Annotated in this window: 17 protein-coding genes; 2 read left to right on the top strand and 15 right to left on the bottom strand. The window is 62.6% G+C overall.

The features are described from left to right. Positions 1-36: 36 nt before the first annotated feature. The 8 genes from ACNFIC_RS23500 to ACNFIC_RS23465 form a co-directional block, all read right to left on the bottom strand. Complete coding sequence (locus tag ACNFIC_RS23500) at positions 37-999, bottom strand: RHS repeat-associated core domain-containing protein (RefSeq protein WP_416782228.1); 963 nt, start codon at positions 997-999, stop codon at positions 37-39. 224 nt (positions 1,000-1,223) lie between these two features. Next, positions 1,224-1,478, bottom strand: coding sequence for a DUF3077 domain-containing protein (locus tag ACNFIC_RS23495; RefSeq protein WP_416782227.1), 255 nt, complete (start codon positions 1,476-1,478; stop codon positions 1,224-1,226). 473 nt (positions 1,479-1,951) lie between these two features. Continuing rightward, on the bottom strand, positions 1,952-3,370 hold the full coding sequence (locus tag ACNFIC_RS23490; RefSeq protein ID WP_416782225.1) for an efflux transporter outer membrane subunit: 1,419 nt from the start codon (positions 3,368-3,370) through the stop codon (positions 1,952-1,954). Beyond that, entirely contained in the window at positions 3,367-4,242 is an 876-nt protein-coding gene (locus ACNFIC_RS23485; RefSeq protein ID WP_138221839.1) for an HlyD family secretion protein, read from the bottom strand. Before ACNFIC_RS23485 ends, ACNFIC_RS23490 begins: the two co-directional genes overlap by 4 nt. Next, positions 4,239-4,451 (bottom strand): DUF1656 domain-containing protein, encoded by a 213-nt coding sequence (locus tag ACNFIC_RS23480; RefSeq protein WP_016392395.1) that lies wholly within the window; start codon positions 4,449-4,451, stop codon positions 4,239-4,241. The genes ACNFIC_RS23485 and ACNFIC_RS23480 overlap by 4 nt, the downstream gene beginning before the upstream one ends. Beyond that, a complete protein-coding gene (locus ACNFIC_RS23475; RefSeq protein ID WP_138221838.1) occupies positions 4,448-6,535 on the bottom strand; it encodes an FUSC family protein in 2,088 nt (695 codons plus the stop codon). The genes ACNFIC_RS23480 and ACNFIC_RS23475 overlap by 4 nt, the downstream gene beginning before the upstream one ends. Continuing rightward, positions 6,532-6,969: a MarR family winged helix-turn-helix transcriptional regulator gene (locus ACNFIC_RS23470; RefSeq protein WP_138221837.1), complete on the bottom strand. Its 438-nt coding sequence runs from the start codon at positions 6,967-6,969 to the stop codon at positions 6,532-6,534. The genes ACNFIC_RS23475 and ACNFIC_RS23470 overlap by 4 nt, the downstream gene beginning before the upstream one ends. 392 nt (positions 6,970-7,361) lie before the next feature. Further along, positions 7,362-8,174: a tetratricopeptide repeat protein gene (locus tag ACNFIC_RS23465; protein ID WP_138221836.1), complete on the bottom strand. Its 813-nt coding sequence runs from the start codon at positions 8,172-8,174 to the stop codon at positions 7,362-7,364. A gap of 202 nt (positions 8,175-8,376) precedes the next feature. Between ACNFIC_RS23465 and ACNFIC_RS23460 the strand changes: the two genes are divergently transcribed. After that, complete coding sequence (locus ACNFIC_RS23460) at positions 8,377-8,934, top strand: WYL domain-containing protein (protein ID WP_138221835.1); 558 nt, start codon at positions 8,377-8,379, stop codon at positions 8,932-8,934. Positions 8,935-9,034: 100 nt separating this feature from the next. Here ACNFIC_RS23460 and ACNFIC_RS23455 read toward each other — a convergent pair whose 3' ends face one another. The 7 genes from ACNFIC_RS23455 to ACNFIC_RS23425 all read right to left on the bottom strand — a co-directional run bounded on the left by ACNFIC_RS23455 (position 9,035) and on the right by ACNFIC_RS23425 (position 17,875). Further along, positions 9,035-9,898 carry an ABC transporter permease gene (locus ACNFIC_RS23455; protein ID WP_416782223.1) on the bottom strand — a complete coding sequence of 288 codons (864 nt, stop codon included), beginning with the start codon at positions 9,896-9,898 and terminating at the stop codon, positions 9,035-9,037. Positions 9,899-9,911: 13 nt separating this feature from the next. Further along, positions 9,912-10,775, bottom strand: coding sequence for an ABC transporter ATP-binding protein (locus ACNFIC_RS23450; RefSeq protein ID WP_416782222.1), 864 nt, complete (start codon positions 10,773-10,775; stop codon positions 9,912-9,914). A gap of 6 nt (positions 10,776-10,781) precedes the next feature. Then, positions 10,782-11,801: an ABC transporter substrate-binding protein gene (locus ACNFIC_RS23445; protein WP_138221832.1), complete on the bottom strand. Its 1,020-nt coding sequence runs from the start codon at positions 11,799-11,801 to the stop codon at positions 10,782-10,784. A gap of 18 nt (positions 11,802-11,819) precedes the next feature. Continuing rightward, positions 11,820-12,719 (bottom strand): TauD/TfdA dioxygenase family protein, encoded by a 900-nt coding sequence (locus ACNFIC_RS23440; protein ID WP_416782220.1) that lies wholly within the window; start codon positions 12,717-12,719, stop codon positions 11,820-11,822. A 252-nt stretch (positions 12,720-12,971) separates the two neighbouring features. Further along, the gene (locus ACNFIC_RS23435) at positions 12,972-14,330 is read right to left on the bottom strand and encodes an HlyD family type I secretion periplasmic adaptor subunit (RefSeq protein ID WP_171031019.1); all 1,359 of its coding nucleotides are present in this window, start codon (positions 14,328-14,330) and stop codon (positions 12,972-12,974) included. A 7-nt stretch (positions 14,331-14,337) separates the two neighbouring features. Next, the gene (locus ACNFIC_RS23430; RefSeq protein ID WP_138221867.1) at positions 14,338-16,494 is read right to left on the bottom strand and encodes a type I secretion system permease/ATPase; all 2,157 of its coding nucleotides are present in this window, start codon (positions 16,492-16,494) and stop codon (positions 14,338-14,340) included. Between the two features lie 43 nt (positions 16,495-16,537). Continuing rightward, entirely contained in the window at positions 16,538-17,875 is a 1,338-nt protein-coding gene (locus tag ACNFIC_RS23425; protein WP_138221868.1) for a TolC family outer membrane protein, read from the bottom strand. Positions 17,876-18,227: 352 nt separating this feature from the next. On the opposite strand from ACNFIC_RS23425, the gene ACNFIC_RS23420 reads away from it, so the two are divergent. Next, a partial coding sequence (locus ACNFIC_RS23420) for a retention module-containing protein (RefSeq protein WP_416782219.1) occupies positions 18,228-19,352 on the top strand: 1,125 nt, incomplete at its 3' end.

The following is a 19,352-nucleotide window of genomic DNA, read 5'->3' as shown; positions in this document are numbered from 1 at the left end:
CATTTCTGGCTGATGGAAAACTTATTCGTAGCTTCCCTAAGTTTGGGTTCTGGTTTTTTTATTTTTATTTCGAACTTCTTCTGGTTTGAATGCAACTGGGGAGTAATTGAAATATTTATATTCGGGATGATTTTTTTGGAAGTTATTTTTGGTGGCTAAGCTGTAGTTTGCTAGGTTCACCTTATCATTGCCTTTAGTAGGTTGCAGCTTCATGTCTGTGGGATAAACACGCCCGATGAATGCTGTGGTTTTCAGGCCTGTAGCATTTGCGAATTGTTTGCCAACTGACATTTCACCATCTGCTGAATAGCAGGAGATAATCCTGAATTGATCCAGGTCCGACAATTCGATATTTTTCTTAATCAAGGCGGATTTTAGTTCCCGGCCATTAAGTTTTTGGCCATCAAACGAAACAAGCCCAACATCACCGTGCATGTCCAGGTTGCCCACGCGGCTACCTTCCTCGAAACTTTCGAAATAAAGGGTCTTTTTACCTAGTAAGCGGCCCGGACCACTGTATGAGAATTTCTTTACATGCCCGGAGGGGTCCGAGTTATTAATAGGGTCGCCTTCGACATACCCATAACTACTGAGGCCGCCCGCGCCGAACGGGCTCCAACTATCGGGGCTGTTGAAACGCATCAACACCGGATTATAGGCGCGGTAGCCGGTCCCCAGTAGGTAGTTCCCCGTGAGCCCGTCCCGCGGCTGACCATTGAACGCTGTGGCAACACTGGGTTGGGGCGTGCTGTACCCATAAGCCTGGTAACTTGATGGCTTGGCGGACAGCACGGCCTGTCGTGCCAGGGGCGATTGCATTGCATCCACGGCCAGCAGCACGACGCTGCGCTCCTGGCCTATGTTGAGCTGGGCAAGACTTTGCTGCTCGCTACCGATGAGCGAGCGGGTCATCCGTGTTCCTGTTTCGGTTGCCAACTGGTTTTTGCGATAAAAAAGCCTGACTGAAGCTGCCAGTTGAGCGCCCGCACTGTCTTTCATGGTTCACCTGTCTTGTTGAAGTCAGGTGAAGCATCGCCAATCGTCAAACGAGGCATAACTCGCAGACCTACCAGATGCGACCAGTGATATCTGTTAGTCATCTCGAGCAGCGGGCGGCCTGCGGGCTTTGCTCTTCAGCGTCGTTTACCCCTCTCTACCCCCATCCAGCGGCTGTGGACAGGGCCGAAATGCGGGGGCCGATCCTGCACAGATCGCACTCTGATCTAGTGCAGCGCACGGTTCATCCCCCGCTCCAGGTCGTTGATCAGCGCCTTGGCCATGTCACTCAGGATCCGCGCCGCACTCCCGGCCAGCAGGTCACCCTCCATCTCTGCCTCGGTGGACAGGTGGCGGATGCAGCCCAGTAATACCGAAATCTCGTCCAGCACCCGCTCCATGGGTATGCCTGGCTGTACGCGGAACAGCTCCAGGCAGGTTTCGTTGCCCATCGTGGTGCAGCTTTTCAGGTCATCGCTCATTGCGCACCTCCCGGCGTGGTATCCAGGCGGTTCAGGGCATTTGAAAAGAAGGGAGAGGTGATGCGGGGTGGGTCGAAGACAAGCCTGTTCATGGTTGAAACCTCACGTGGACCTTAAGGAACTACCGTCCTTCCTCGTCTCACTGAGTTGGGTGGCAGTCGTACGCAGGTGTGAGACCCGGGCCACATGAGAAACCCGATCAGACCGAAGCCTGCCCGCGCACGACCGCCATAAGCGGTGTAACTCTCATGTTGCCGGGGGTCTCAATCCCGATCGCCCGAAAGCGACCCGAAGACGTTATTCCTGAGGCATTTCCCCGACAACATTGAAACCTCCGCAAGGCGCGTAGGATAGGTCCTAACCCGTGTTGATCTGTAGGATTTGGGTTCAATCTCGGAAATTTCGTACGGTTCGAGTGATTTGACGTAGAACCGCATCACGGCCACCAGCACCTGTACTGCCTGGATGGTTCCTCAGCGTCCAGTGTTATCCTTCCACCCCCCACCCAACGCCAAGAACACCCCAATCTGCCCCATCGCCACCTGACCGTTCGCCGCCGCCAACTGCGCGCGCACATCGGTATAGGTCCGCGTGGCCTGCAAATCCGCCAGGAACGACTCACGCCCCACCTGATAGCGCAGGTGCGTCTGATCTGCCGATTCCTTGGCTGAGCGCTCGGCCTCGGCCAGCGCATCACGCCGGTCCAGGAGCGCGCTGTACTGCGCCAGGCGCGTCTGCGTCTCACGGATGGCGTTGAGCACCACCCCGTCAAAATGCGCCAGTGCCGCCTGTGTCGAAGCCTCGGCCATGCGAATGCGCGCACGGGTGCCGTTGGTGGGGATGTTCCAGCTGATCTGCGGCCCGATGCCCCAGCGGTTGGTGGCTGGCTCGCCGAGGTTTTCGAGGATGCCGATGGTGCCCACCTGGGCGCCGATGCTGATGTCTGGGTATAGCGCGCCGGTGGCCACGCCAATGTTCGCGGTGGCAGCGGCCAGCTGGCGCTCGGCCTGGCGCACGTCCGGGCGGCGCTTGAGCAAGGCTGCGCCGTCGCCGACGGGGACCCGTTGGCTGAGCTGCGGCAACTCGGCGCAATCGGCGGTCCCGGTGGGCAATTGCTCCACGGGCTTGGCCAATAGCGCGGCCAGGGTGTACAGCCCGGCTTCGCGCTCGGCCTTGAAACGCGGCAGTTCGGCGCGCAACGACTTGAATTGGGTCTGTGAGCGAGTCACCTGGGTTTCGTCGCCGCGCCCGGCATCCCGCAGGCGCTGAGTGAGCTTCACGCTCTGCTCCTGCAAGTCCAGCGACTCGCGGGCGATGTGGTATTCCTCGTTGGCCGAGCATACCTGGGTGTAGGCCTTGACCACGTCGGCCACCAGGGTGATGCGCGCGGTGTCGGCGGCGGCCTGCACGGCGTCGGCGTTGGCCTTGGCCGCCTCGGTGCCGCGCTTGAGGGTGCCCCACAGGTCGAACTGGTAGCTGGCGCTGATGATCGCCTCGCCGATGTTGGCCACCGGCACTTTTTCGGTCAGCAAAAAGGCTTCGCCGGACTCCTGCAAGCGCTGGGCGCCGGCCTTGAAACCGCCATTGAATCCACCTTGGGAGTCGGCCACCTCCACCTGGGCGCGGGCCTTGGCGATGTTGGCGGCTGCCACGCGCAGCTCAGTGTTGGCGCTCAGTGCGTCACGTACCAGCTGGTTCAGGCGCGGGTCCTGGTACAGCTGCCACCAGTCCTCGGGCACCGGCGCCGAGACCACGCTGTCGGCATCCTGGCGCAGCGGGCCGTTCAGGTCGCTGCGCTGCACGGCGGCGTCCTTGGGCACTTCGTAGTCGGGCCCGACCATCATGCAGGCGCCCAGCGACAGGCACAGGCCCGCCAGGATCAGCTGTTTCATGGGCGCTTGTCCTCGATGATCGACACGGTAGCGGTGCGCCCGGCGATCATGCGGAAGTCCTGCGGCACTTCGTCGAAGGCGATGCGCACCGGGATGCGCTGGGCCAGGCGTACCCAGCTGAAGGCCGGGTTGACGTTGGGCAGCAAGTTGGCGCCGCTGCTGCGGTCGCGGTCCTCGATGCCGGCGGCGAGGCTCTGCACGTGGCCGCGCAGGCGGGTGTTGTCGCCCATTACGCGGATGTCCACGGCATCACCGACCTGGATCCCGCCCAGCTTGGTTTCTTCGAAATAGCCATCGACGTGGTACGAGGCGCTGTCGACCACCGACAGCACCGGGCGCCCGGCGCTGACGAACTCGTGGGCGCGCGGGGCACGGTCGTTGAGGTAGCCGTCCACCGGGCTGCGTATCACCGAGCGGTCGAGGTTGAGCTGAGCCACGTCCACTTGCACCTGGGCTTCGTTCACCGCCGAGCGCGCGCGGGCCTCGCGGGACTGGCTTTCCTCCAGTTGCTCGGCCGCCACCAGGTTGCCCAGCTTGCGGTTGCGCTGGGCCTCGCGCGAGGCCTGGGCCAGGGCTTCCTGGCGTTCGGCCAGGGTCGCCTTGGCCTGGCGCAGGGCTAGGGTGAAGCGGTCCTGGTCGATGGTGAAGAGCACGTCGCCGCGCTTGATGGTCTGGTTGTCGCGCACCTCGACCTTCTGGATCAGCCCCGACACATCGGGGGCGATCTGGATCACGTCGGCGCGGATATGCCCATCGCGGGTCCAGGGGGCGAACATGTAGTACACCACCATCTGCCACACGAGCACGGCGGCGAAGGTCACTACCAGCAAGGTCAGGACCACGCGGCCCAGGGTCAGCAAAGGTTTTTTCATGGCAGCATCAGGCTTCGGCAAAAGTGGTCGACCGCACCCAGCAGTACGGCATACAAGGCGACGTTGAACAGCGCGCGGTGCCAGACCAGGCGATAGAAATGCAGGCGCACCAGCACCGCGTGTACCCCCAGGAACAGCAGGTAGGTGCCAAACATCATCACCAGCAGCGTGGGCAGGAACACCCCGCTGATATCCAGTTCACCGATCACAGGGGCGCTCCGTCGAGGCCGGGGGGCAGTTGCGGTTGGTCGGCAGGCTCGAGCATCACCTCCACACCCGGCAGCAAGGCCAGGCGCAGGCCTGACAGGGCATGCAGCAGGTGGGTGCGAGCGTCGCCGCGTTCGTACAGTTCATCCAGGTTCAGCGCCAGGCGCGCGCGCTCCATATTGCGTAGCAGCGTGGCCGGGGCATGCAGGCGCTCGCCGGCTTCAAGGCACGCCGCGTAGTGGCTGCCGACTTCGTCGATCACCGTTTGCAGGCGTTCGCGGGCCTGGGCGCTGGCGCGTGGCAGGTAGGCCAGCAGGTCGAGCAGATTTAGGCCCACGCGCAGGTCGCGCAGGGCGACGCCGCTGTCCTGGCCGGTCTGTGACAGGCGCGGCAGGTGCTGCATCAGGCGGTCGAGCATCTGCACGCCGACCTGGCGGTGTTCGGCCAGGGTCGCCGGCTCGGTCATCCCGACGATGTCGCGCCAGGCGAAGCGGGTCATGCGCTTGGCCGCCAGTTCCACGCCGAACGGGCGCATCACCAGGGTCCAGATGAAGGCGAACAGCAGCCCCACGGGGCCGGCCAGGTTGGCGTTGATGAAGGCGAAAAAGTCGGCGTCGTAGGCGCCCTGAATGCTGATGAAGGTCGAGGTGTTGACGATGGTCAGCAGGGTGCCCAGGTAGAAGCGCGGCTGCACGGTCAGGGTGCCGATGCAGATGAACGGCACGGCGAAGGCCAGCACCAGCATCGGGAAGTCGTGCAGGTTGGGCAGTACCAGGAACAGGTACAAGCTAGAGAAGATCACCGACATCAAGGTCCAGAAGAAGAACCGGTAGATCTGCGGGGCCGGGTCGTCCATGGCGGCGAAGAAGCTGCACGAAACTGCGGCGAGGATCACCGCGCTGGCGCCGTCGTTCCAGCCCAGGCCAATCCACAGGCCGCAGGCGACGATGATTGCCAGCACCGTTGACAGCACCGAGTAGAGCATCAGGCCACGGTCGAAGAACGCCGTCAGGCGGCCCAGGCGCCAGTGGCGGTAAACCGCGCGCCAGGGCTGCGTGTCGTCGTTGCGCAAGGCGTGTTGCAGGGTGCAGCAGTCTTGCCAGAGGTCAGCCCACTCGCTCAGGCGGTAGAGGGCGTTGGACAGCAGCAGTTCGGCACGTTGGTCGAGGGCAGCGGCGCCGGGTTGCAGGCGGTCGATCTGCTCGTGCAGGGCAGTCCAGCGCGCCACCGAGGCGCTTTCGGCGGTGCCCTTGAGCCATTCGCGGGCAGCGTCCAGGACCGGTTGCAACTGGCTGAACTGTGCCGGGGCACGGCCTTCGAGGGCCAGCAGGGCATCGTCGAGGGCGTCGATCACCGGCAGCAGATGGATCATGCGCCCGCGCAGCTCGCGGGCGTTCTTCAAGGTGTGCGGCCCGGCACCTTCGTGGCCGAGCTGGCCGATCATCAGTTCCAGCGAGTTGAAGGTGGCGACCATCGCCCCGCGCAGGCCGCCGACCTTATCGGCGCTGGCTTCACGGGCCAGGTAGGTGTCGCCGTAGCGAATCGCCTCGCTGAACCAGTTGCCGGTGGCGCCGACCACCACCGGAGCCAATCGGCGTGGCCAGAAAATCGCCCCGACCACCGCCGCGCAGACGATACCGAGGCAGATTTCCTGGGCCCGCGATGAGGCCACATCGAACACCGCCAGCGGGTTGTCGACCACCGCCAGAGCGATCATCGGCAGGGTGTAGCCAGCCAGCATCAGGACATAGTTGTTAGCTGTGCGCAGGTTGAGCGAGAGGAATAGCAACGTACCGGTCCACAGCGCAATGGCGATGCTCAGCAACAACGGGGACTGCACCAGTGGCGGGACCAGGAAGATCGCCCCGCCTGCGCCCAGCAGGGTGCCGAGGGCGCGATACAGCGCCTTGGAGCTGGTCGGCCCGACGAACGGGCTGGAAACGATATACACCGTCGCCATCGCCCAGTACGGGCGCGGCAGTTGCAGCAACAGGGCGATGTACAGGGCGATCATCGACGCGGCGAAGGTGCGCACGCCGTAGAACCAGTCGCGCACAGGTGGGACCGAGCTGAAGAAACCGCTCACGCTTGGTCTCCCGCGGCCTCGAAGGCCTGTATGACGCGCAGGGTCGCGTCCAGGTCGGCCTCGGCGATGCCGTGCAGCACCTCGCGGCGCAGACGCACCAGCTCGCCTTCGATGGACTCGGCCAGGGTGCGGCCTTCGACGGTCAGGCTCAAGGCCTTGGCACGGCGGTCCAGCGGGTCTTCGCAGCGTATGACCAGGCCGGCCTTGCACAGCTGATCGAGCAGGCGCACCAACGACGGGCTCTCAAGGCCTGCGGCTTGGGCCACGGCTACCTGATGCACGCCATCGCCCAGGCGCACGATCATCAGCAGCGGGACCGCGCAGGCCTCGGAGATGCCGTAGCGGGTCAAGGCGCCCTGGCACAGGCGACGCCAATGCCGAGCCGCCACGACCACGCCGCTGCTGATTTTAAGGTGCAGTGCGTCAAGGGACATGGAAAACCAAATATATTCATAGTTTGCTAACTATCAATATACGCCCGGTCCTCCCCCTGTCGTCAACCGAGGGTGATGGATGGGCGAGATGAAAGGTTATTCATCTGTGGGCAACGACAGGTGAGGGTATTGGCTGGCACCGGCTATGCCGGTGTTCGCGGCACAAGGCCGCTCTTACAGGTGCTGCGCTGAGGTCAGGCACTGCACAATCCTGTAGGAGCGGCCTTGTGCCGCGATAGGGGCGCGCAGCGGTCCCAGGATTTCAGTGTCATACAAGATCGCCGGGGCTGCTTCGCAGCCCTTTCGCGGCACAAGCCCGCTCCTACAGGTGCTGCGCTGGATTCGGGTTTAGCGGAGTGCAAGGCCATCGCGAAGCAGACAGCGCCTGGGCCTCACGGCTGTATCTGGTCTTCCAACTTCATGCTCAGCGCCAGGGTGCTGCCCAGCTGGATCGCCTGATCGCGCCAGTCCAGGTAGCGGGACGAATCTCGGCGGCTGAAGTGTACCGCCAGTTCCTCGGCGGCCTGCATCACCCCGGTCGCTGCCGCCAGCTCCAGCCAGTACAACGCCGCCTTGATGTCGCGTTCCACGTACAACCCGTGCAGCAACCGGTAACCCACCTCGAAACGGCAGCGTGCGTCGCCACGCTGGGCGCCGCGCAGGAACCATTGGTAGGCCGCTGCCGGGTCCACCACCCAGTCTTGGTCACCGTCGCAGACTTCCTCTTCGTACAGATCGCCCAAGGCTGCTGCCGCAAGCAGCAGGCCGCGCTCGAAGGCGTGGCGGTAATATTCGGCGGCGTTGGCGTAGCACACGGCCACACCCTTGCCGAAGTAATGTTGCTGCCCGAGGTTGAACCAGGCGGCGGCATTGCCCTGTAGCGCTGCCATCCGCAGCAGGTGTCCGGCCAAGACCGTGTCGCCACGCCAGTATTTGCCGTTGAGCCAGATCCAGCCCAAGTCGTTGAGCGCTGCCACGTTGCCCTGCAGCGCTTGTTGGCATAGGTCGGTGTAGACTGCGTGCAGGTCGACAGCCTCGTCCAGACGGTCGACCAAGCCGAAGCGCTCAGCGTCCAGCGACGGCTGGCTGGGCAGTCCGATGCCCGCGAACAACCGATGACGCTGGCCGGGGCGTACCGGCGGCGGGATGATGCGCTCGGGCAATAGGCGTGCGAGCAGTGAATGGATATTGCTGGCAGCAGACATGTTCATCCTCATTGAACGTCACAGCCCCAACCTCGACTGTCGTGACGCGTGATTCTGCGCGACGACACGTCAAAACCTGTCGCGAACGATCAGATCCCAGGCAACCAATTGCGTCTTCATTGATCTGAACGGGCCGTGGCCAATTGCCATGACCCGCTTGTGCCGCCATCCTAGCGGCAAGCCTAGACAAGGACGTTTCCTTTTGCCGTTCGCCACTACCCGCGCCACCCTCAGCCGCCAATGGGCCTTGCTGCGCCAATTGCCCGGCCGCTCTCCCGGCATTACCAGCGCCGAACTGGTCTGGCGTCTGCGCGATGCGGGGTTCAGTGTCAGCAAACGTACCGTCGAGCGTGACCTTAACGAGTTGTCGCTGATCTTCCCGTTGGAGCGCAATGACAAGAGTATTCCGTTCGGTTGGCACTGGTCCGCGAGCGCGGTGGGTGAGCTGCGTGGCAACTTCGACCTGCAGGGCTATCTGCGCGGCGATTCGCCGCAATTGGCCTGCGGCGAAGGGATGGAGTTGCAGGCCTGGGTCAGCGACGCGCTGGCGCGCCAGTTGCGCGAGGCGCCGTTGAGCGCCGACATGCAGCTGACGGCTCTGGAGCAGGGGCACCGGTTGCGTGCCACGGTGGTGGATGGCTGGCCGCTGCGCTGGTGGCTGTTGAGTCAGGCAGAGGCGTTGGTGGTGGAGCAGCCGAACGCGTTGCGTGAAGAGATCGGCAGAACACTGGCCAACGCAGCTGCGCAGTACCAGACCTAGACTGGCGTCGTTTGCTACGCGGGACAACCCGCTTGCACCGGGCACGCTGGACCCAGTTGACGCCGGTTGCCTCATACGGCCGCCAGCTCGCGCTTGCAGGTTAGCGCTGCATCCCCCAACGCCGTACCGTTAGCCGCTCCAGGGTATTGAATACCAGCCCTTCGACCAGCAATCCGATCAGGATGACCACCGCCAGGCCGGCGAACACCTTGTCGGTGTACAGTTCGTTGCGATTCTGGAAGATGTACCAACCCAGCCCGCCCTTGCCGCTGCTGGCGCCGAACACCAGCTCGGCGGCGATCAGCGTACGCCAGGCGAACGCCCAGCCGATCTTCAAGCCCGACAGGATCGACGGCAGCGCTGCCGGCACCAGCACGTGCAGCACCAGGCGCAGGCCACGCAAGCCGTAGTTGCGCCCGGCCATACGCAGGGTTTCGGAAACGCCCTGGAAACCCTGGTAGGTGTTCAACGCCAGGGCCCACAGCACCGAATGCACCAGCACGAAGATCAGACTGTTGTCGCCCAGCCCGAACCAAAGCAGTGCCAGTGGCAGCAGGGCGATGGCCGGCAGCGGGTTGAACATCGAGGTGAGGGTGCCGAGCAGGTCGCGGCCGAACTGGGTCGAGACGGCCAGGCTGGTCAGCCCGAACGCCAGCACGATGCCGAACACGTAGCCCTTGATTAGCACCACCAGCGAAACCCCGACCTTGGCCGGTAGCTCGCCAGTGATCATACCGTCCCAGAACGCCACGGCGGTTTGCAGGAAGCTGGGCAGCAGCAGGTCGTTGTCGGTGGCGCGTGCCGCCCCCTCCCAGAGGAGCGCCAGCAGCACCAGTATTATCGCCTTGCGCAGCCAGCCCTGTTGCCACAGGCGTAGTACCACCGGCAGTTCACGTTCCAGCGGCACCCCGGGCAGGGGCTGTAGCTGCACTTCGTATTCCTGTCGTGCAGGTGTCGTCGTCATGCCAAGGCTCCTGTCAGTAGGCGATGCGGATGTCGTTGAAACCCAGGTCGGGCGCTTGCTCTGGTGTTTCGGCTTCATCGAACAGCAGGCGGTGGATGCGTCGGGCGCTGGCCTGGAAATCGCTGGCGCCGAGGCTGCCCATGTCGTACTGGTGGCTGTGCACTTCGGCGCGTACGCGGCCGGGATGTGGCGACAGCAGCAGGATGCGATTGCCCACCACCAGCGCTTCCTCGATGGAGTGGGTGACGAACAGCAGGGTGAAACGCACTTCCTCCCAGAGCAGCAGCAGTTCTTCCTGCATCTTGCGCCGAGTCAGGGCGTCGAGGGCGGCGAACGGCTCGTCCATCAGCAGGATCTTCGGTTGGGTCGCCAGCGCTCGGGCAATCGCGACTCGCGCCTTCATACCGCCCGACAGGGTGTGCGGGTAGGCATCGGCGAAGGCGGCCAGGCCGACCTTCTCCAGGTAGTGCAGGGCACGTTCCTCGGCGTCGGCCCGCTTGAGCTGGCCAGACACCAGCAGCGGGAACATCACGTTCTGCTTGACCGTCTTCCACGGTGGCAGTTGATCGAATTCCTGGAACACCACGATGCGATCCGGCCCCGGGCCGCGCACCGCTTGGCCTTGGAGCAGAATCTGTCCTTCGCTTGGCTCGATGAACCCGGCGATGGCTTTGAGCAAGGTCGACTTGCCGCAGCCCGACGGGCCCAGCAGTACGAACCGGTCGGCACGATCGACTTCGAAGCTGACTTGGTGGGTGGCCCGCACCACGCGCTGGGCGGTGCGGTATTCGAGGCTCAGGTTGTCCACCGCCAGCAGCGGTGGGGTGGCGACACGGCTCAGGTTGCTGGCCGTGTGGCCTGGCAATGGGGCGGTCATGGTCTGTCAGCTCCCCTGCAACGGGCGTTCATCCTGGAAGAAGTAGTCCTTCCACGATTCGGGTTTGTGCTTGATCGCGCCGACCCGGTAGAGGAAATCGGCCAGCTTGTAGGTGTTCTTCGGGGTGACGGTGAATTCGTACTGCGGGTTGTCGATCAGCTTGATCAGCACGTCGCGGTCGATTTTGGCCTTGGTCACGCGGATGTAGGTGTCGGCGGCCGCAGCCTTGTCCTTCTGGGCGAAGTCGGCGGCTTCGGCGAGAGCGTCGACGAAGGCTTTGTAGGTCTTTGGGTTGTCCTTGCGGAATTTTTCGGTGGCGAACAGCAAGGTTGGTGAGTTGGGGCCGAGCAGGTCGTAGCTGTTGAGCACCACATGCACGTTCTTGTTGGCCAGGGCCTGGTCCTGGAACGGCGGGTTGGAGAAGTGCCCGTTGAGCTCCGTGCCACCAGCCAGCAGCGCGGCGGTGGCATCCGGGTGCGGCACGGCCAGTGTGTATTTGTCGAGGCGGTTGTACTGCTGGTCACCCCATTGCTGGGCGGCAGCGTATTGCAGGAAGCGCGACTGCACCGAGACACCCACCGCCGGCACTGCGATGCGGTCCTTGTCGCTGATGTCGGCAATGGTCTTCACGTTGGGGTTGCTGCTGACCAGGTAGTACGGGAAGTTGCCTAGCGAGGCCACGGCCTTGACGTTCTGGCGCCCCTTGGTACGGTCCCATACGGTCAGCAGTGGGCCGACGCCAGCACCGGCGATGTCCACCGAGCCTGACAACAGCGCGTCGTTGATCGCCGCGCCACCGGACAGTTGGGCCCAGTCGACTTCGATGTCGATGCCTTGCTGCTTGCCGTGCTTTTCGATCAGGTGCTGGTCACGCACCACGTTCAACAGCAGATAGACGATGCCGAACTGCTCGGCGATGCGGATCTTGCCTTCGGCCTGGGCCACGGCAGGGGCTGCCAGGCTGCCCACGACCAGGCTGGCGCCTAGGCCGATACTTGCCGTCAGGCGGCTGATGGATTTGCGCATGATGATTTTCCTCAGTCGTCAGAACGGGGCATCGCCCTGGATGGTGGTGCGATACAGCTTGCGGCGCAGGTGCGCGGGGCAGCCGGTGGCCAGGTGGATCAGCGAGCGGTTGTCCCAGAACACCAGGTCATGCGGCTGCCACTGGTGGCGGTAGATGTTCTGTTCCAACACGCTCAGGGCGTAGAGCTGTTGCAGCACGTCACGGCTTTCGTCATCGGGCAGGCCGACGATTCGGGTGGTGAAGCCTTCGCTGACGAACAGTGCCTTGCGGCCATTTTCCGGGTGGGTACGCACCACCGGATGAATGACTTCCTGCACCTGGGCCAATTGCTCGGCGGTCAGGGTGGGGCGCCAGTTGCCTTCGAACTTGGTCTCGGCATAGCGGGCGGTGTAGGAGTGGGCGGCAGCGCGGCCTTCGACCACCTTGCGCAGGGCTTCCGGCACCGCGTCCCAGGCTTTGTGCATGTCGGCGAACAGGGTGTCGCCGCCTTCGCTGGGCAGCTCCTGGGCATGCAGCATCGAACCCAGGCTCGGCAGCTCTTTATAGGAGAGGTCCGAGTGCCAGAACTTGCCCGCATCACCCAAACCGACGTTGCGACCGTCTTCGACGATGTTGGAAACGATCAGGATCTCGGGGTGACCGGCCAGCAGGAACTGCTTGAGCACATGGATCTGCAGTTCGCCAAAGCGGCGGCTGAACGCGATTTGCTGTTCAGGGGTGATGCGCTGGTCGCGGAACACCAGTACATGGTGGTCCAGGTGGGCACGGTGAATGCGGGTGAAGTCCTCGGCGTTGACCGGTCGGGACAGGTCGAGGCCGAGGATCTCGGCACCGACGGCGCCGGAGAACGGGCGGATTTCGAAGGTTTGCGGCAGGGCGCTGTCGTTGGTCGACAAGGCGTTCGAGGCGGCTGGCATTGTTCACTCCCACGCAGTGCGCGACGTTCAGGGCGCGCAACGATTCAGAAACGCACGGGGATTTCCCGTGTGGGTTCGAGTCGTGCGGCGCGCCGATTGGTCGGCTCGTACGCAGTGGGTGGACTATAAGGGCATAATAAGAAAGATTTAAATATCTTTAATGTATAAGCATATGAGCAGCGGGATGCGGTCTGTGTAGGAGCGGCCTTGTGTCGCGAAAGGCCGCTCCTAAAACGGTCCGTTTCCAGGCTGCTATCGCTCGCGCAGTGCCTCGCTACGCGCTTTCATGATCGGCTTGAGCAGGTAGCTCATGATGGTCTTTTTGCCCGTCATGATATCCACCGTGGCCACCATGCCCGGAATGATCAACAGGGGCTTTTCGTCGGTGCCCAAGTGGCTTTTATCGGTGCGCAGGCGAATCAGGTAGTAGGTGGTCTTCTTGTCTTCGTCGGTGATGGTGTCGGCACCGATCTGCTCGAGCTTGGCTTTCAGGCCGCCATAAATGGTGTAGTCGTAGGCGCTGAACTTGACCGTTGCTTCCTGGCCGGGATGCAGGAAGGCGATGTCCTTGGGCAGGATCTTCGCCTCGATCACCAAGGTGTCGTCCAGCGGCACGATCTCGATGATATCGCTGCCCGGCTGGATCACGCCGCCGATGGTGTTGACCAGCAACTGCTTGACGATGCCACGTACCGGTGAGGTGACCATGGTGCGGTTGACCCGGTCGTCCAATGCCTTGCTGGTAGCGGTGGCCTTGTTCAGCTCGGTGCGGGCTTCATTGAGCTGCGTCAGCGCTTCGCTGCGGAACTTGCCACGGGTTTCCTCGATCTTGCTTTGAACTTCCTTGATCGCGGCTTCCGCGCGCGGGATTGCCAGCGAAGTGGAGTCCATCTGGCCACGGTTCTCCACTTCGGCCCGGCGCAGGCGCAGCACCTCGACTTGCGAGATCGCGCCCTGGGCCACCAGCGGTTCGGACATGGAGATTTCCTGGCGCAGCAACTGCAGGCTGTTGGCGTACTGCGCGCGTTTGGAGGTGAACTCGCGCAGTTCTTGCTGTTTCTGTACCAACTGCTGCTCCAGACCGCTGATCTCGTCCTGCAACTGCTGGCGCCGGCTCACATACAGCGACTGTTCGTTGGCGGCCTGGCTGGGGGCGGCCTTGCGCAGTTCTTCGTCGATCTGCAGCGGCTTGTCGTCCACCTCGGCGGTCAAACGCTGCACACGCAGGGCCATGGCTAGGCGCGAGGCCTCGGTCTCGTCGACGTTTGACGCGAAGCGGGTTTCGTCCAGGCGCAGCAGAGGCTGGCCGATATTCACGATCTCGCCTTCCTTCGCGTAGATCTGCGCGACGATACCGCCTTCCAGGTTCTGGATCTTCTGCACCTTGGACGACGGGATTGCCTTGCCTTCGCCGCGTGTCACCTCGTCGATCGGCGCCACGCTGGCCCAGACGATCATGGCCAGGAAGAAAGCGATGATGCCCCAGATGGTCATGCGCACGATGCGTGGCGCATCTTCGATCAGTGCCTTGTTGACTTCGGGCAGGGGCTGCCCGGCAAGCGACTCGGAGCCCTTGAAGTAGCGGCGCATATTGTCCTTGAAACGCCCCATATCCAACTTATGCAACACTGATCTGCCCCTTTTTCAGTGCATCCATGACTGCGGTTTTCGGGCCGTCTGCGACGATCTGACCACGATCGATGACGATCAGTCGGTCAACCAGTGACAGCAACGAGGCGCGGTGGGTGACCAGCAGCACGGTCTTACCTTCGATCACTGCGGCCAGGCGCTGCTTGAGGCGTTCTTCGCCGGTGTTGTCCATGGCGCTGGTAGGTTCGTCGAGCAGCAGGACTTGCGGGTTGAGCAACAGTGCCCTGGCCAAGGCAACGTTCTGGCGTTGGCCACCGGAGAGGTTCTGGCCGCGTTCCCCGACCTGCAACTCGTAGCCGTCGGGGTGCAGGCGGGCGAATTCGTGCACGCCGGCAAGCTCGGCGGCTTGCAGGATCAGTTCGTCCTCGATGTAGCGGGCGCCGCTGACCAGGTTGTCGCGTAGCGTGCCGGCCAGCAACTGGATGTCTTGCGGCACATAGCCGATGTTGTGGCGTAGCTCGCTGACGTCGATCTGGCGGATGTCCACGCCATCGACCAGCAGCGAGCCGTTGTCCGGTTCGTACAAACCGACGATCAGCTTGGCCAGGGAACTCTTGCCCGAACCGCTGCGCCCGATGATGCCGACTTTTTCGCCGGGTTTGATCACTAGGTTGATGCCTTTGAGCGCCTGGTTCTGCTGGTTCGGGTAGGTGAACTCGACCCCACGGAATTCCACGGCGCCTTGCAGTACACGGCGGCTGAGCGGGCGCTCTTCGAAATTGCGTTCCTGGGGCAGCTCCATCATCTGGTCAGTGGAGACCATGGTCACCTTGGCCTGCTGGTAGCGGGCCAGCAGACCGTTGAGCTGACCCAGCGGACCGAGGGCTCGGCCACTGAGCATATAGCAGGCGACCAGCCCGCCCATGCTGAGGTTGCCGTCGATGATCAGGTAAACGCCCACGCAGATCATTGCCACGCCAGCCAGTTGCTGGATCAGCAAGGTGATGTTCATGGCCAGGCCCGACAGTACCTTGACCCGCAGCTCCAGGCGGCTGAGGGTGCCGAGGGTCTGTTCCCACATGTACTGGCGTTCGCTTTCGGCGTTGTTGACCTTGACCGCGTCGAGTCCGGCGAGGGTCTCGATCAGGCTCGACTGGCGCTCCGAAGCCAGGGCCATGGTGCGCTCCATGGTTGCCATCAGGGGCTTTTGCAGGGCATAGCCAATGCCCAGGGCGAGCGGGAAGGCCAGGACCGGGATCCATACCAGGTGGCCGCCGACGATGGCGATCACCATCAGGATCAGCAAGGTGAACGGCAGGTCGATCAGGCTGGTCAGGGTGAGCGAGGCGAGGAAGTCGCGCAGGCCCTGGAACTCGTGGATGTTCTGGGCGAAGCTGCCTACCCGCGCGGGCCGGTACTTCATCGACATACCGACGATACGCTCGAACAATGTGGCCGAAATGATCAGGTCGGTCTTCTTGCCCGCCAAGTCCAGGCACAGGCTGCGTAAGCCTTTGAGCACCAGGTCGAACACATACGCGATGCCGATGCCGATGGCCAGTACCCACAGCGTCGAGGTGGCTTGGTTAGGGACCACGCGGTCGTACACGTTCATCACGAACAGTGGCGCGCCGAGGGCGATCAGGTTGATTACCAGGCTGGCGGCGATGGCGTCGATGTACAACCACTTGCTGCGCATCAGCGTGTCGCGGAACCACGAGCGCGCGCGCGGGATGAGGTTACCGTGGTTGACGTCGAACTTGTGTTGCGGCTGGGCGAAGAATACCTTGCCGGTATAGTCGCTCTGCAGGGCTTCACGGCTGATCAGTACCTCACCGCCGTCGCTCTCACTGAGCAACAGGCGCGCGGTGTCGTCGTTCTCCCAACCGACCAGCACGGCGCTGCGGCCCTCTTTGAGCAGCAGCATGGCTGGCATGGCGATGGTCGGGATCTGCTCCAGCTTACGTTGCAGCAGGCGCCCCTGCAGCCCCGCGCGGGCCGCTGCACGGGGCAGCAGCTCGGCGTTCAGGCGTTGGGCCGGCAAGGGCAGGCCGGTGGTGAGCATGGCCCGGCTAGCGGGCTTCTGATGCAGGACACACAGGGTCAACAGACTGTCCAGCAATGGGTCGTCGTGCTGACTGCGTGGATCGTGACTGAGCTGCACTCGACTGACTTCGGATTCCACGAGGCGCCTCTTCATCCTTGCAGGGGTTGTCCAAGGTGCGCCATCAATTCATGCCTGGCAGGCTCACCTTGGGTTTCAGGTCGTTCTGCACAACGGTCGCCAGAGGGGCTACGACGCCCTGGCTCTTGAGCAGTTGGCCAATGGTCGCCTTGATTCGGTACTGAGTAAACATCTGTGTGTTCTTCACCTCCAGCAACCGACGCTGGGCGGTAAAGGTTTCGTTCTCGCTGTCGAGCAAGTCGAGCAGGGTGCGTTCACCCAGGCTGAACTGTTGCTGGTAGGCGCTGCGAACCCGGGTACTGTGATCGACATACTGCTGTGCGATTGGCAGCTGTGCATTGGCGTTCTCCAGGGCATTCCATGCCAAGCCTAACTCCTCATTGAGCTGGCGCAAGGCGTTGTTGCGAATATCCAGCGCCTGGTTGCTCAAATAGGCCTTCGATTCCAGGTCGGCCTTGTTGCTGCCACCGGCATACAAATTGAAGTTCATCCGCAGCATGGCCTGCCACTCGTTGTTGTGGCCGACGGTGCCGTCGAGGTTGTTGTCGGCGGTGCGACCGACTTCGGCATCGAAACGAGGGTAGAAGGTCGACTTGGCTGCTTGGTACTGCTTTTCTGCTGCCGCGATATCCGATTCGGCCGAGCGCAGGATCGGGCTGTCTTCGATCAACTGATGGCGCGCCTCGTCGAGGCTGGCTGGCAGCAAGTCGACAAACGGTGTGGGCGTGCTTAACTCGTCTGGCATTTGCCCCACGACGCTCAGGAAGTTGGTGTTGGCGTCGGCCAGGTTGGTCTGCTCGGTGATCAGGTTGTTGCGGGCTTGGGCCTGGCGCGCTTCGGCCTGATCAAGGTCTGCCATGCGGCCGACGCCACGGGCTGTGCGCAGCTTGATCTGATCGAGGATACGGTCGTGGTTGCGCAGGTTTTCTTCGGCCAGGCGCACCATTTCGCGGCGCGTCAGTACGTCCAGATAGACCTGTGCAACGTTGAGCGCAGTGCGCTCAGAGGTACCCAGCAGGGAGTAGGCGCGAGCGTTGACGGTGGCTTGTTGACGCCCGACTTCGCTGGAGGTGGCAAAGCCGTCAAAAACCATCTGGCGCAAGCGGATGGCGGACTCGCCGCGGTTAAGGGTTTCCCAGCGATTACCGTTGCTCGGGCTGTCGGTGCCCTCGCGACCATAACCGGCTGTCACGTCGACCCTGGGCAGGTAACCGCCTTGGGCTGCTCGCAGTTGGTAGTCCGCAGCGGTGCGAGCATTCACCCCAGCCTGGATTTCCGGGTGTACGTCGAGGGCCCTCTGCATGGCTTCGGGCAAGGTTTGTGCTTGAGCGAGCGAGGCGGCAAGAACGAAAGGAAGAGCGGTGAACAGTGGCGCACGCATAATTGCTGATTTCCCGAGATTGCTGTTGTCCCAAATCACGACCGAAGCCATTCCTGCCCTGGAGAATGGCAACCCCGATTTCCGTGGGTAGGAAGCTTCTGAAAAGGCAGTGCGATTAATACGAAAGAAAGGGCTGTTTAAGGGCAAATATCAATGTGACATTAGGGTGGCGATTGTTTAGGATGGCAACCAGAAGGTCAATAGTTTGGCATAAAGTTAATCGCCATAAGTTATAGACGTATTTTTGACGCAATCAGTGTCAAAAACATTACTGAAACATTCCATCGGTCGCCGCCGGCAGGTGCTTGAGCGGGCATGGAAGCCACACTGAACGGTTAGCCCGGAGAGTCCAATGAGCACTGTTGTCGCCATCGTCAAAAGCATTGTTGGCCAAGTCATTGCTGTATCCCCAGAAGGCATCCGACGCGTTCTAGTCGAAGGCGACCGTCTGTTCGCAGGTGAACATGTAGAGACCGGTGCAGGCGGCGCGGTCACATTGGAATTGGCCGATGGTCGGCTGCTCGACCTGGGTCGCGATACCCAGTGGAGCGCCGATGCTCCCGACAGCGTCACTGACCTGAGCGAGGCCACGGCCCAGCAGGCGCCTTCGGTCGAAGAGCTGCAACAGGCCATTGCCGCCGGCGCTGACCCGACCACCGACCTTGAAGCGACCGCAGCTGGCCCGGCTGCCGCCGGTGGTGGCTCGGTTGGCGGCGGGCATAGCTTCGTGCTGCTGCAAGAGACCGCAGGGGTGGTCGATCCGACCATCGGCTTCCCCACCGGCCCCATCGGTTTCGCCGCTGGGCTGGCGACCAACACCGTTGGCGCGCTGAACGCTAACGCTGCCGCCGCCACCACGACCACTGCACCCTTCGCGACTAGTGTGACCCTCAGCGCCACCCCTTCGATCACCGAGGCGGGTGGCGTCATCGTATATACAGCCACCGTGGGCCGCGCGCCGACCAGCGACCTGGTCGTGACCTTGTCCAACGGCAGCGTCATCGTGATCTCTGCTGGCCAGACCACTGGCACCGTCAACGTTGACATCGCGCCCAACGATACGCCGTACATCGACGGTAGCCAGCTGTCTGCCAGCATCACCGGCACCACGGGTGGCAATGGCCTGATCGTTACCATCGACCCTACCCCTGCGGTGACGGTGATCAACGATACCATCGACACCACTACCGTCACGGTGACGGCCGTTCCGGCGAACGAAGGCGACGCGAACGTCACCTTCAACTTCCAGCTGAGCAATCCGCCGCAGACTGGCAGCGCTACTACGCTGACTGTGAACGTCGGTGGTACTGAGTATCAGGTCAACGTCGATGCCAGCGGTAAAGGCACGCTGCAAGTCCCGAACACCAACGTCGATGACGTCTACAAGGACGAAAGCACTGTCACTGCGACCGTTACCAAAGTCGAAGGTGGCAACTTCGAGAATGTCAGCCTGAACGGCGCTTCGGCGACCGCGACT

Origin of the sequence: Pseudomonas sp. NY15463, assembly GCF_048068415.1 — a bacterium.
GTDB lineage: Bacteria > Pseudomonadota > Gammaproteobacteria > Pseudomonadales > Pseudomonadaceae > Aquipseudomonas > Aquipseudomonas mosselii_C.
The sequence above is the reverse complement of the archived record's forward strand: the minus strand, read 5'-3'. Positions and strand labels throughout refer to the sequence as shown.

What these genes read in the sequence shown, in the direction of transcription:
- ACNFIC_RS23500 (WP_416782228.1), bottom strand. Translation starts at nt 999, where the DNA reads ATGAAAGACAGTGCGGGCGCTCAACTGGCAGCTTCAGTCAGGCTTTTT.
- ACNFIC_RS23495 (WP_416782227.1), bottom strand. Translation starts at nt 1,478, where the DNA reads ATGAGCGATGACCTGAAAAGCTGCACCACGATGGGCAACGAAACCTGC.
- ACNFIC_RS23490 (WP_416782225.1), bottom strand. Translation starts at nt 3,370, where the DNA reads ATGAAACAGCTGATCCTGGCGGGCCTGTGCCTGTCGCTGGGCGCCTGC.
- ACNFIC_RS23485 (WP_138221839.1), bottom strand. Translation starts at nt 4,242, where the DNA reads ATGAAAAAACCTTTGCTGACCCTGGGCCGCGTGGTCCTGACCTTGCTG.
- ACNFIC_RS23470 (WP_138221837.1), bottom strand. Translation starts at nt 6,969, where the DNA reads ATGTCCCTTGACGCACTGCACCTTAAAATCAGCAGCGGCGTGGTCGTG.
- ACNFIC_RS23465 (WP_138221836.1), bottom strand. Translation starts at nt 8,174, where the DNA reads ATGTCTGCTGCCAGCAATATCCATTCACTGCTCGCACGCCTATTGCCC.
- ACNFIC_RS23455 (WP_416782223.1), bottom strand. Translation starts at nt 9,898, where the DNA reads ATGACGACGACACCTGCACGACAGGAATACGAAGTGCAGCTACAGCCC.
- ACNFIC_RS23450 (WP_416782222.1), bottom strand. Translation starts at nt 10,775, where the DNA reads ATGACCGCCCCATTGCCAGGCCACACGGCCAGCAACCTGAGCCGTGTC.
- ACNFIC_RS23445 (WP_138221832.1), bottom strand. Translation starts at nt 11,801, where the DNA reads ATGCGCAAATCCATCAGCCGCCTGACGGCAAGTATCGGCCTAGGCGCC.
- ACNFIC_RS23440 (WP_416782220.1), bottom strand. Translation starts at nt 12,719, where the DNA reads ATGCCAGCCGCCTCGAACGCCTTGTCGACCAACGACAGCGCCCTGCCG.
- ACNFIC_RS23435 (WP_171031019.1), bottom strand. Translation starts at nt 14,330, where the DNA reads ATGGGGCGTTTCAAGGACAATATGCGCCGCTACTTCAAGGGCTCCGAG.
- ACNFIC_RS23425 (WP_138221868.1), bottom strand. Translation starts at nt 17,875, where the DNA reads ATGCGTGCGCCACTGTTCACCGCTCTTCCTTTCGTTCTTGCCGCCTCG.